At 63.8% G+C, this 12,652-nt stretch carries 13 protein-coding genes; all 13 read right to left on the reverse strand.

Annotated features, from left to right (window positions below):
* Window positions 1-331: 331 nt before the first annotated feature.
* Entirely contained in the window at window positions 332-649 is a 318-nt protein-coding gene (locus tag ASE69_RS17585) for a PilZ domain-containing protein (RefSeq protein ID WP_056489523.1), read from the reverse strand.
* 104 nt (window positions 650-753) lie between these two features.
* Window positions 754-984, reverse strand: coding sequence for a 50S ribosomal protein L31 (gene rpmE, locus ASE69_RS17590; protein WP_055880673.1), 231 nt, complete (start codon window positions 982-984; stop codon window positions 754-756).
* Window positions 985-1,087: 103 nt separating this feature from the next.
* A complete protein-coding gene (gene fabZ, locus ASE69_RS17595; RefSeq protein ID WP_056066017.1) occupies window positions 1,088-1,573 on the reverse strand; it encodes a 3-hydroxyacyl-ACP dehydratase FabZ in 486 nt (161 codons plus the stop codon).
* 9 nt (window positions 1,574-1,582) lie between these two features.
* Window positions 1,583-2,248, reverse strand: a complete 666-nt coding sequence (locus tag ASE69_RS17600) for an OmpH family outer membrane protein (RefSeq protein WP_056066013.1) — start codon at window positions 2,246-2,248, stop codon at window positions 1,583-1,585.
* A complete protein-coding gene (gene bamA / locus ASE69_RS17605) occupies window positions 2,248-5,061 on the reverse strand; it encodes an outer membrane protein assembly factor BamA (RefSeq protein ID WP_056490230.1) in 2,814 nt (937 codons plus the stop codon). The genes ASE69_RS17600 and bamA overlap by 1 nt, the downstream gene beginning before the upstream one ends.
* A 53-nt stretch (window positions 5,062-5,114) precedes the next feature.
* Window positions 5,115-6,248, reverse strand: coding sequence for an RIP metalloprotease RseP (gene rseP / locus ASE69_RS17610; protein WP_056489525.1), 1,134 nt, complete (start codon window positions 6,246-6,248; stop codon window positions 5,115-5,117).
* Window positions 6,245-7,402 (reverse strand): 1-deoxy-D-xylulose-5-phosphate reductoisomerase, encoded by a 1,158-nt coding sequence (locus ASE69_RS17615; protein ID WP_056489527.1) that lies wholly within the window; start codon window positions 7,400-7,402, stop codon window positions 6,245-6,247. Before ASE69_RS17615 ends, rseP begins: the two co-directional genes overlap by 4 nt.
* Entirely contained in the window at window positions 7,399-8,154 is a 756-nt protein-coding gene (locus tag ASE69_RS17620; protein ID WP_056490233.1) for a phosphatidate cytidylyltransferase, read from the reverse strand. The genes ASE69_RS17615 and ASE69_RS17620 overlap by 4 nt, the downstream gene beginning before the upstream one ends.
* 65 nt (window positions 8,155-8,219) lie before the next feature.
* The gene (locus ASE69_RS17625; RefSeq protein ID WP_082453220.1) at window positions 8,220-8,978 is read right to left on the reverse strand and encodes an isoprenyl transferase; all 759 of its coding nucleotides are present in this window, start codon (window positions 8,976-8,978) and stop codon (window positions 8,220-8,222) included.
* A 2-nt stretch (window positions 8,979-8,980) separates the two neighbouring features.
* Window positions 8,981-9,538, reverse strand: a complete 558-nt coding sequence (gene frr, locus ASE69_RS17630) for a ribosome recycling factor (protein WP_056055952.1) — start codon at window positions 9,536-9,538, stop codon at window positions 8,981-8,983.
* A gap of 1 nt (window position 9,539) precedes the next feature.
* Window positions 9,540-10,268 carry a UMP kinase gene (pyrH, locus tag ASE69_RS17635; protein ID WP_056489528.1) on the reverse strand — a complete coding sequence of 243 codons (729 nt, stop codon included), beginning with the start codon at window positions 10,266-10,268 and terminating at the stop codon, window positions 9,540-9,542.
* Between the two features lie 411 nt (window positions 10,269-10,679).
* Window positions 10,680-11,612, reverse strand: a complete 933-nt coding sequence (gene tsf, locus ASE69_RS17640; RefSeq protein ID WP_056055945.1) for a translation elongation factor Ts — start codon at window positions 11,610-11,612, stop codon at window positions 10,680-10,682.
* 89 nt (window positions 11,613-11,701) lie between these two features.
* On the reverse strand, window positions 11,702-12,556 hold the full coding sequence (gene rpsB / locus ASE69_RS17645; protein WP_056489530.1) for a 30S ribosomal protein S2: 855 nt from the start codon (window positions 12,554-12,556) through the stop codon (window positions 11,702-11,704).
* Window positions 12,557-12,652: the final 96 nt, after the last annotated feature.

Genomic DNA, 12,652 nt, shown 5'->3' on the forward strand with positions numbered 1-12,652 from the left:
CACCAACCAGACCGTGTGGCCGTTCGCTGCGGTGACACCCCTCTAGGGCCACCTCCCGATACCGTCAAACGCTTTTTTACAGTTTGAGGTCAGTTTTTGGAAAATTAAAGGCGAGGCTTCCTGCGACGCCCTCTCGCCTCGTGCCGGGGCGATGGTTTGTCACGATCGCGTTCTGAGCGAAGGCTGTCCTTGCCAGTGCAGACCAGCTGCATGTCGAGGCAGAACCCCCTCCCCAGACGAGGCAGACCGATCGAGCGCTCACGTTCGATCAGGCCTGAAGCTCACCTGAGGAGAAATGCGGCGGACTGCGGCACGTCCACTCAGCAACGCGTCAGGTTGAAGACGCCGTAGCGACCAGCGCTTCGAATACGGACGCCGGCAGGGGAGTGTGGAACTTGCAACCCGCCGTGTAGTCATCGGCCCACATTACCTCGGCAACGACCTGCCCGATTTGCGGAAGGTTGAGCCAGATGCTGGTACCGCGCTTGAGCGCCGAATAGGTTTGAAGTCGTGCACCGTGGATCGAGATGTCGATCACTCTGCAAAGAGTGCGGCCGGTCTTGCCGATCCGGACATCGAGCGAAACGGGAGCGCGAAGGGCGCTGCGCCGGGACTTACGCTCTGCGGGTTCGAAGTCGGCGGCGAACATGGGGTCCTCGTCCTTGCGAGTCCAAATTTAGCCGTCGATCCCTAACGCCGTCTTAATAAAACGCCCCGGAATGAATTAGTATCAATCCATTCCGGGGCTTTAGCTTACTTACGAAGCGTGAGACCGCCACCGAAACGCTTATTGAAGCGCGCGACCTGGCCGCCGGTATCGAGCATCGTGCCACGGCCGCCGGTCCACGCCGGATGCGCGAGCGGATCGATCTCGAGCGTCATCACATCGCCTTCCTTACCCCAGGTGGTGCGAGTCTGGTACTTGCTGCCATCGGTCATCTGGACAGTGATCATGTGATAATCAGGGTGCGTATCGGCCTTCATGGGAATTCTCCGTATGTGGCTGGTTCCGACCAGCCTGAAAAGGAAGGCGCGCCCGTACACGGACGCGCCCGAATTTACAACAATGCGAGGCTAGAGCCTCACATCAGGCTTTCGGCGGGTCGGCGATCATCGCCGTGAAGTTCGCCTCGGCCACCAACTGTCCGTCGACCAGCGCGCGGCCGGCGAACTTGCACACCGAACTGCGCTTCTGGACGAACGTCACTTCGAGCTTGAGCAACACGCCCGGCTCGACCGGCTTGCGGAACTTGGCCCCGTCGATCGCCATGAAATAAACGAGCTTGCCCGAACCCGCGAGACCCAGCGACTCGACGGCGAGAATCCCCGCCGCCTGCGCCATCGCCTCGACGATCAGCACGCCCGGCATGATCGGGCGTCCAGGGAAATGCCCCTGGAAGAACTGCTCGTTCATCGACACCGCCTTGATCGCGGTGATCGACGTGTCGAGGATCAGATCCTCGACACGATCGACCAGCAGCAACGGATAGCGATGCGGCAACGCGGCCATGACGCGCCCGATATCGAGCGGACCCAGGCTAGCCTTTGCCGTGTCGTTCACAGTCTCGCTCATCGGTATGACTTAACGACCCTGCGGCGTGCGCGTGGCGGCAGGTGCACGCCCGGCTGGAGCCGGCGCAGCGCCCTGCTGCTGCTGGCCACCCTGCTGGTTCGGCTGCCAGTTTGCCGGCACTGCGGTGCTGACCGACGGCACGAGACGATCAAGTTCGGTCGTGATCGCAGGCGTGATGTCGGCAGTCGGCTGTGCGAACAGCGCGGCCTCGGGACGCAGCAACAGGCTGACGTTCTTGGCACGAACCGCGGCCGTCACGGCGTCGCTGAGCTTCGCCTGGATCTGCTCGATCGCGTATTGCTGCGCGCGCTGAGCGGGCTGCGTCAGGCGAGCAAGCTCCTGGTTCGCCGCGGTCTCACGCGTCTGGATCGCCTGAGCCTGCGGACGCAGCGACGCGTCGGTCGCGCCGGGTGCACGCTGTGCGGTCTGGAACGCGGTGACAAGCGGCTGGAGCTCGCGAGCCACGGCCTGGCGGCGCGTCTCGGCCTGGTCGAGCTGTGCCTTGTAGGTCGTCTCGATCTGGGCGCGCGCGGCGTTCCAGGCCTTCGAGTTGGCGATCGCACCCTGCGCGTCGGCGACGGCGATGCCCGAAACCTGTGCATCAGCAGCGGTCGCGGTCATGGCAGCAGGCGCAACGAGCGCTGCGGCGAGGAGAAGCGTCTTGAACGTCGTCATCAGAACTGTGTCCCTACGTTGAAAGTAATAAGCTTGGGGTCGTCACCCTTCTGGGTGAGCAAGGCTTTGGCGAGATCGATCCGGAGGGGACCGAATGGCGAGTTCCAGTTGACACCGATACCTACCGACAGACGCGGTTTGGCAGAGTTGCCCAGGAACGTTTCCTGATAGATGCTCGGGTTGAGATACCGCGCATTGGCGGTTGTACCAGAACACGTCGTCGCCCCAGCGGCTATCACGCCTGCAGGACAGATCGTCTGAACAGACGCTATGCCTGGCGTCGTCGCAGTCGCCGGAACCTCTGGGGTCAAGTAGAGCGGATTGCCCCCGCTGTCCTTATACTGGTTTTGCAGCAACGTCGGCGAACCATCCGCATTGAACAGCAACGCGCCGGCCGCGCTTTTTGCCTGATCATAATTGAACGTCGGAAGCGGCTTCTTGATACCGAACAGGCTACCGACCTGTGCGTAGATCGACGGCCTCAGACCGAGTTCGCGTGCACCGGATCCCAACGGGATCTCGATTTCGGCACGCGCAAGGTAATAGGCACGACCACCGAGTGCATCGTCCTGAATCTGGTCGCGATCGGTCTGGACCGACTGCGAGCCATCGGCGGCGATCACGTAGCCGGCGCGCAACACACGGGGGCCTACGCCTCGAATGTCGAAGCCGCGGAACTGTGGCTCACCGAGATAGAAGCGATCGGTAATACGGATCGGGTCCCGACCGGGGCCTGGGCTGCTCTCGAGGGGATGGATGTACCCACCTTCTGCGACGATCGATCCGATAAACCCGCTGCCGAGGTTGGCATATTTCGAGCCCTCGAGCCGCGTACGCAGATATTTCACATCCCCACCCAGCCCGGCAAAATCCTGGCTGAACGAAAAACGTGACCCAGCGGTAGGACGGAGGCGGCTGTTCAACGTATCTCGGCTGATCGAGTAGCCGACCGAGGACGTCCAACGATTACCGATCGCTTCGCACAGATATCGACCCGCCACTTCGAGGTTACACGAACCGTTTGCGTTCAGATATTGGCTGTCGAGGCTAACCTCGTCGTAGGACAGACCATAGCGTGCCGAAAGCGACCAAAATTCAGTCAATGGCACGCCGGCACGAAGCTGGAAGCCGGTCGAGACCTGCGAATAATTGGTCTGGCGATCGTTGCCGACATAGTTGAATGAGTTATAGTCGCGGCGGAAGATGTCGCCACCGACTGCGATGTTCTTGTCGAACAGGTACGGCTCGGTGAAGCCCAGCTCGATCGACTTCGAGTAGCTCGAATAGTTGACGCCCGCGCGCAATTCCTGGCCCTTGCCGCGGAAGTTGCGTTGCGTGATGTTCGCCTGGATGATGAACCGCTCGAGGCTTGAATAGCCCGCCGACAGCTGCAGCTCGCCGGTGGACTTCTCTTCGAGGTTGGTTTCGAGGATCACGCGGTCGGGCGCGGAGCCCGGTAGCTGCTTGATCTCCATCTTGTCGGCGAAATACCCGAGCGAGTTGATGCGATCCTGCGAACGCTTCACCTGGAAGCTGTTGAACGCGTCGCCCTCCGCCAAACGGATCTCGCGACGAACGACCTTGTCCTGCGTCTGCGTATTGCCATTGATGTCGATCCGCTCGACATAGGTACGCTTGGCTTCGGCGATGTTGAAATTAATCCCCATCGTCAGCGTTTCGGCGTCCTTCTGGAACTCCGGGTTCACCTCGGTGAACGCGTAACCGAACAGGCCCGCGGTCTGGCTAAGGTTGTCAACCGAGTCCTCGACCAGCTTGGCGTTGTACCAGTCGCCCTTCTTGAGCGGCAGCGTGGCCGCCAGCTTGGTGTTGTCGAAGTCGCGGATTTGGCTGTCGACGGTGACATCGCCGAACTTGTAGCGCTTGCCCTCCTCCACCACGTACGTGATGATGAAGTCCTTCTTGTCCGGCGTCAGCTCGGCGACCGCCGACGTCACCCGGAAATCGGCATAGCCCTGCGTCAGGTAGAACTGGCGGAGCTTCTGCTGATCGTAGGACAGGCGATCCTGATCGTAGCTGGTCGCCGACGAGAGCAGGCGGAACAGGCGGGACTGCTTGGTCGCCATCTGCCCGCGAATCTGGTCGTCCGAGAAAACCTCGTTGCCGAGGATGTTGATCTGGCGGACCTTCGACTTCGGCCCTTCGCTGATCTCGAACACCACGTCGACGCGGTTCTGGTCGAGGTTGACCATCTTTGGATCGATCACCGCGGCGAAGCGGCCTTGGCGACGATACAGCTCGATGATCCGCGCGATATCCTGGCGGACTGCGGTGCGCGTGAATATCTGGCGGGGCGCGAGCTTGATCTCCTTAGTGATCTTGTCGCTTTTGAGCGCCTTGTTGCCCTCGATGATCACGCGGTTGATGATCGGGTTCTCACGCACGCGGAGAACGATGTTGCCGTCCTCGACACCTGCGATCGAGTAATCCGCGAACAGGTCGCTGGCCTGGAGATCCTTCAGCGCCTGATCGAGCGTCTCGGCGGTGTAGGGGATGCCGACGCGCAGCTTGGTATAGCTGAGCACCGTCTCGCCCTCGATGCGCTGCGATCCCTCAACACGCAAAGTCTTTATCGTCCGCACGGATACCGGCGCGCCGATGGGCGTTACTACCGGCGGAGCGACTCGCGTCGCACCGTTACGCGTCGCCGTTCCGGCAGGCGCGGTAGAAGGCCCAGCGGAAGGCGAGGCGGCGGGTGCCGTCTGCGCGAAGGCGGGAACGCCCGACAGGATCGTTCCTGCAAGCAGCAGGGCGCCCTTACGCGCGAAATCGTAACCGTTGATCGCTGTCACCAAACCCACCTTAAAAACGTGCACATACAAGGCGCGCCCGCCCTGCCCTATCGTCGTCAGCCGATCAAGCCGGCCAAGTTCTTCCACAGCCCAAAATTGCCGAGATCGTTGAAGGTCACGAGCAACATCAGCGCGAGGATTGCCGCAAGACCGCCTCGAAACGCCCATTCCTGAACCTGCGGCTCGACCGGGCGCCTGCGCACCGCTTCGATCGCATAGAAGAACAAATGGCCTCCATCGAGCATCGGCACTGGCAGCAGGTTGATGAACCCCAGATTGATCGACACCAGCGCGATCAGGAAGACATAGGCGTCGAGGCCGAGCGACATCTGCTCCCCCGACACCTTGGCGATACTGAGCGGCCCGCCGAGCTCCTTGACCGAACGACGCCCGGTGATGACCTGCCCCAGCGTCTCGACCATCATCGACACGATCTCGCCGGTTCGCTTCACCGCCACGACCGGTGCCTCGATCAGGCTGACGGGGACGATGACGGGCTTGCTGCCGGCGATGCCGAGACGACCGATTCGATATTCGTTGCCGAAGCGATCGCGCTGTAGTTCGGTACCGATGACGATGTTGCGTGACAGCGTCTGGCCACCACGCTGTGCGTCGATGCGCGTGCCCTCGCCAGCGCGGATGCGGGCGTAGCGGGCGAGATCGTCGAACGTCTCGACCGACCGGCCGCCGATGCCGGTGATCCGGTCGCCCGCCTGCAGGCCTGCCGCTGCGGCGGCACTACCGGGAACGGTGCCGCCGACGATCGGCGGCATCCGGATGTCGCCATAGGCGAACGCAAAGCCGGCAAGGATCAGGATCGCGACGACGAAATTGACGACCGGGCCGGCTGCGACAACGATCGCGCGCTGCCATACCGGCTTGGACTGGAAAGTACGCTGGCGTTCTTCGGCGGGTAGCGACAGCCACTCGGCCGAGGGCTGGCTCGCCGGGTTCATATCACCGGCAAACTTGACGTAACCGCCCAGCGGCAGCCAACCGAACTTCCACCGCGTGCCGCGCTTGTCGGTAAAGCCCGCGATCTCGTGGCCGAAGCCGATCGCGAAGGCATCCGCCTTGATCCCGAAAAAGCGCCCGGCGAGGTAATGTCCCATCTCGTGCACGAACACGAGGGGGCCGATCACCGCAGCGAACGACAATATGGTCAGCAGGACACCGGGTGTTTCGATCAAACCGCGTAATCCTTCACACGCTCGCCCGCCAAGATCCGCGCCTCGGCATCGATCGCCAGCACGGCATCGACGCTGTCCGGCGCGGCCGGGTCATAACACGACAACGTATGTTCGACGATTGCGGCAATTTCGAGGAAGCCGATGCGCCGTTGCAGGAAGGCCTCGACCGCTACCTCGTTGGCGGCATTGAGAATTGCGGGTCGAGCGCCACCTGCGTCGAGCGCCTCGCGGGCGAGCCGCAACGCGGGGAAGCGGACCGGATCGGGTGCCTCGAAGTCGAGTCGGCCGATCGCGACGAGGTCGAGCGGCGCCATCGGCGTCGCCATCCGGTCCGGCCAGGCGAGCGTATGCGCGATCGGCGTCCGCATGTCGGGTGGCCCGAGCTGCGCTAGCACCGACCCGTCGACATGATCGACGAGGCTGTGGATCACCGACTGCGGATGGATGACGATCTCGATCCGGTCGTGCGCAATCGGGAACAGCCGCGCGGCCTCGATCAGCTCAAGGCCCTTGTTCATGCAGGTCGCCGAATCGACCGAGATCTTCGCGCCCATCGACCAGTTGGGATGCTTGACCGCCTGTTCGAGCGTCACGCCGCGCATCTGCTCGGTCGTCCAGTCGCGGAACGGCCCGCCGCTGCACGTCAGGATGATGCGCCGCACGCGCTCGGGCCGGCTCGCGTCGAAGCACTGGAAGATCGCGTTGTGCTCGGAATCTGCGGGCAACAGAATCGCGCCGGTCCGCTTGGCCGCCGCAAGGATCACATCGCCGGCCGAAACCAACGGCTCCTTGTTGGCGATCACGACGGTACCACCCTGCTCGATCGCCGCCATCACCGGCTTCAAACCCGCGCAACCGACGATCGCGCCCATCGTCCAGTCCGCGCCCGAAGACGCCGCCTCGACGATCGCCTCGACACCGCCGCCTGCGCGGATCCCCGTGCCGGCCAGCGCCTCACGAAGCTCGGGAAGACAGCGCTCGTCCGCGACGACGGCGAACTCGGCCTTGGTCCGGATCGCCGCGGCGGCAAGCTTGGTCACGTCGCAATTGGCGGTCAGCGCGACGACGCGAAACCGATCGGGCTCACGCTCGATCAGGTCGAGCGTCGAGGTGCCGACCGAGCCGGTAGCCCCCAAAATCGTGACGCTCTTCATGCGTAGAAGTGCGGCAGCAAGACGAGGAACGCCGCGACCGGTGCGACCGGGACCAGGCCGTCGAGGCGATCCATCACGCCGCCATGGCCGGGCAGGATATTGCCGCTGTCCTTCACGCCTACCACTCTCTTCAACCAACTCTCGTAGAGATCGCCCATCTGCGCGAGCACGGCGAGTACCGGCGTCGCCAGCGTCATTCGCGTCGGCAGGCCATATTGCATATGCAACACGGCTGCGACCGCGCTGGCCACCACGACGCCACCGATCAGCCCCGACCACGTCTTGTTAGGACTGATCACCGGCGCCAGCTTCGGGCCGCCCAGCGTCCGCCCGGTGAAGAACGCGCCGATATCGCATGCCCACACCAACGACAGCGCCCACAGCGTGAAAAGGATGCCCTCCTCCTGCCGCCGGATGATCATCAGCGCGAACACCGGGAGGCCGCAGTAGATGATGCCCAGCGCCAGCTTGGGTCTGCGCGTCGTGATGACGACGAAGAACGCCGCCCCCACGAGCAGGCCCAGCGTGAAGAAATCGTGGATCACGAGGATCAGCGACGCCGGCGCCATCAGTGCGAGCGGCACCGAGAGCGCGAACTGCGTCATCCGCTTGGTCTTCGCGTCGGCGCCCTGGAGCATCGACCATTCCGCCATCATGAACAGCGCGGCCACCACGCCAAGCACCCAGAACGCGATCCCGCCGAGCGTCAGCGCAAGGCTGGCCACCGCGATCATGCCGACGCTGGCGATCATCCGGAGCTGGAGATTGGACGGCGTGCGCAGCGCCTGGTCGGGCGCCTTTTCAGGGTCGGTAAGACTCACAGACCACCGTAGCGGCGCTGGCGTTGGCCGAACGCCGCGACCGCATCGGCGAGCGCGGCGGCGTCGAAGTCAGGCCAGAGCGTGTCGACGAACAGCAGTTCCGCATACGCCGCCTGCCACAACAGGAAGTTCGACAGACGCTGCTCGCCCGACGTCCGGATCATTAGGTCCAGTGGCGGCAGGTCATGCGTGTCGAGCTCGGCTTCGATCGTCGCCTCATCGATGCTCGCCGGATCCAGCGCACCATCGCGCGCGCGCTCCGCCAGACGCCGTGCCGCGCCCACCAGTTCGGCATGCGCGCCATAATTCAGCGCGATCGCCAGAATCGGCCCGGTATTGCCCGCCGTCCGCGCGATCGCATCATCGACCATCGCCACCAGATCGGGCGAAAAGCTGCGGTAATCGCCGATCACCCGCAGCCGGACATTCTCGCGCGCGAGCTCGTCGAGATCGCTGCGGATGAAATGCCGCAGCAGCCCCATCAAATCGCTGACCTCCTCGGCCGGACGCCGCCAGTTCTCGGACGAGAACGCGTACAGCGTCAGCGCCTCGATCCCCATCGCGCGAGCCGCCCGCGTCACCTTGCGCACCGCCTCGACGCCGGCCTTGTGCCCGGCGAAGCGCGGCAGGAACCGTTTCTTCGCCCAGCGACCATTGCCGTCCATGATGATCGCGACATGACGCGGCACCGCCCCGCCTGCAGGAACGGCGCCCACAGGAACAGCAGCGAGCGGCGCGGCCGAGGAGGCCTGCAATCTCACTTGCCCAGGATTTCCTTTTCCTTGGCGGTCGCCGTCGCATCGAGCTCGGCGATGATGCTGTCGGTCAGCTTCTGCACTTCGGTCTCGTGACGCTTGCGCTCGTCTTCGCCGAACACGCCCTTCTTCTCGTCGACCTTGAGCGAATCCATGCCGTCGCGACGGACGTTACGGACCGCGATGCGCGCCTTCTCGGCATACTGGCCGGCAAGCTTGGCGAGCTCCTTGCGGCGCTCCTCGGTGAGGTCGGGGATCGGCAGGCGCAGCGTCTGGCCGTCGACGATCGGGTTGAGCCCGAGGCCGGCCGAGCGGATCGCCTTGTCGGTCGGGCCGACGTTCGACTTGTCCCAGACCTGCACCGACAGCATCCGCGGCTCGGGCGCCGACACGGTCGCGACCTGGTTCAGCGGCATCGACGAGCCGTACACCGTCACCATCACCGGATCGAGCAGCGCGGTCGACGCGCGGCCCGTGCGCAGGCCTGCGAGATCGCTCTTCAGCGCTTCGACGGCACCCGCCATGCGGCGTTCGAGGTCGGTCTTGTCGTATGCAGCCATCTTAAAGCTCCTGCTCGTTCTGGACGATCGTCGACACGCCATCACCCGCCAACACCGCGGCGAGATTGCCGGGTTCGCGGATGTTGAAGACGACGATCGGGATGTTGTTGTCGCGGCACAGCGCGATCGCGCTCGCGTCCATGACCTTGAGATCGTCGGACAGCACGCGGCTGTACGTGACCGTTTCGTAGCGCACTGCGTCCGGGTGCGTCTTCGGGTCGGCGTTATAGACGCCGTCGACCGAAGTGCCCTTGAACAGCGCATCGCACTTCATCTCGGCAGCACGCAGAGCGGCGCCCGAATCGGTGGTGAAATAAGGGCTACCGACCCCCGCCGCGAAGATCACGACGCGACCCTTTTCGAGGTGACGCTCGGCGCGACGGCGGATGAACGGCTCGCACACCGACGCCATCGGGATCGCCGACTGGACGCGCGTGTCAACGCCGATCTGCTCCAGCGCGTTCTGCACGGCGAGCGCGTTCATCACGGTCGCGAGCATGCCCATGTAATCGCCGGTCGCGCGGTCCATGCCGCGTGCGGCGCCTGCCATGCCGCGGAAGATGTTGCCACCACCGACGACGATGCAGATCTCGTAGCCCTTCGCCTTGATGTCCGCGATCTCCTGCGCGACGCGCGCGGTGAAGGTCGGATCGATCGAAAGACCCGACGGCCCCATCAGGACTTCGCCCGACAGTTTCAGCAGGATACGGTTGTAGCGCGGAGGCGTCATAAATCTCGAATTTTGATTGGCGGGGCGGCGCGGACCTTAGGCGGCGAGGCCCGGGATGTGAAGCGCTGTGCGGCGCGTGCATCGAAACTGGATGGAGATGAGACGGAAAATTGTCGTTTGCAAAGGAACGCAACGGAGAACTATCGTCATTCCCGCGGAGGCGGGAACCCATACTGGCTGGCGTCTTGATGCATCACCGGCGCCGGAGTATATGGATCCCCGCCTACGCGGGGATGACGGAGCAGCGCTGAGGCTGCCCTATAATTCTTCTCCCCTCGGGGAGAAGGTGGCCCGGCAGGGCCGGATGAGGGAGAGTGAGGTTCGAGACCCAACCACTCCCCYCACCCTTCCCACGGCCAAGCGGCCGCGGGCCCCTTCCCTCTCCCCGTAGGGGCTAGGGAGGAAGTCGGCTTACGCCTGTGGCACGCCCGAAGCAGCAGCAACCTCGGCTGCGAAGTCGGACTGCTCCTTCTCGATGCCCTCGCCGAGCTGGAAGCGGACATAGTCCACCAGCTTGATCTCGGCACCCGCATCCTTGCCGGCCTTGGCAACGACGTCGGAGATCTTGGTCTTGCCGTCCATCACGAACAGCTGGCTGACCAGAGCATGCTCCTTGCGGTACTTGGCGATGCCGCCCTCAACCATCTTGGCGATGATGTCGGCAGGCTTGCCCGACTCGGCGGCCTTTTCGGTCGCGATCGCGCGCTCGCGCTCGATCTCGGACTCGTCGAGGTCGGCTTCGTTCAATGCCTTCGGGAACGCGGCTGCGATGTGCATCGCGAGCTGCTTGCCGAGTGCCTGGAGAACCTCGTCCGAAGCCTCCGACTCGAGCGCGACGAGAACGCCGATCTTGCCGAGGCCGGGAGCCGCTGCATTGTGGATGTACGGAACGACCGCCCCCTTGCTGACTTCCAGCGTGCGCGAGCGGCGCAGCGACTGGTTCTCGCCGATCGTCGCGACGTTGTTCGTCAGGACTTCCTCGACCGTCTTGCCCGATGGCATCGCCTGCGACTTCAGCGCCTCGATGTCGCCGCCGGTTGCGAGCGCGATCTGGGTCACGTCACGGACGAACGACTGGAACTGGTCGTTCTTGGCGACGAAATCGGTCTCCGAATTGACCTCGACCGCTGCGCCCTTGGTGCCCGACACGGCGACGCCGACCAGGCCCTCGGCCGCGGTACGACTGGACTTCTTGGCAGCGGCCGCGAGCCCCTTGGTGCGCAGCCAATCCATTGCCTGCTCCATGTCGCCGGCATTCTCGCTCAGCGCCTTCTTGCAATCCATCATGCCCGCGCCGCTCTTCTCGCGCAGATCCTTGACCATTGCTGCCGTGATATCGGCCATGTCTCTAATCCTTTTTAGGTCTGAATATGGTTGCGGGCGAGGCAGAGCTTTCGCCCTACCCCGCCCGCATGACGGTTCGGCGACGACGCTTATGCGTCGATCTGGCGCTCACCCTCGGCTGCCAGCTCGGCAGCGATATCGGCGTTCGCCGCAGTCTCGGTCGTGTCGGCCGAAGCCTCGACGACGGGGTCTGCGCTCAGCGCCTCTTCCTTCGGCGGCTCGATCATCGCGCCGATGTCGGCACCGGTGCGGCGCTGCTGCTCCTGGCCGCCGCGCGTCGCTGCGATCGCGATCGCCTCGCAGTACAGGCGGATGGCGCGGGCTGCGTCGTCATTCGCGGGAACCGGGAAGGCGATGCCGTCCGGCGACACGTTCGAATCGAGGATCGCGACGACGGGAATACCCAGCGTGTTGGCTTCCTTGATCGCCAGCTCTTCCTTGTTCGCGTCGATCACGAACATTACGTCGGGAATGCCGCCCATGTCACGGATGCCGCCGAGCGAAAGCTCAAGCTTGTCCTTCTCGCGGGTGAGCTGAAGGACTTCCTTCTTGGTCAGGCCGACGGTGTCGCCCGACAGCATTTCCTCGAGCGTCTTGAGACGCTTGATCGAACCCGAGATAGTCTTCCAGTTGGTGAGCATGCCGCCCAGCCAGCGATGGTTGACGAAATGCTGGCCCGAACGACGCGCTGCGTCTGCGACAGGCTCCTGCGCCTGGCGCTTGGTGCCGACGAACAGGACCTTGCCACCACCGGCAACAGCCGACGAGACGAATTCGAGCGCGCGCGCGAACAGCGGCACGGTCTGCGAAAGGTCGAGGATGTGGACGCCGTTACGATCACCGAAGATGTAAGGCTTCATCTTGGGGTTCCACCGATGAGTCTGGTGGCCGAAATGCGCGCCCGTTTCGATGAGCTGCTGCATGGAGACGACTGGAGCCGCCATAGGGATATATCCTTCCGGTTGTGCCTCTGGGAAGCGGATGACGTCGTGGCCGAATGACCGTGACGCACCGGGCTATGATGCCTCCCATGCGGGGTT

The organism is Sphingomonas sp. Leaf208 (genome assembly GCF_001421415.1).
Classification (GTDB): domain Bacteria; phylum Pseudomonadota; class Alphaproteobacteria; order Sphingomonadales; family Sphingomonadaceae; genus Sphingomonas.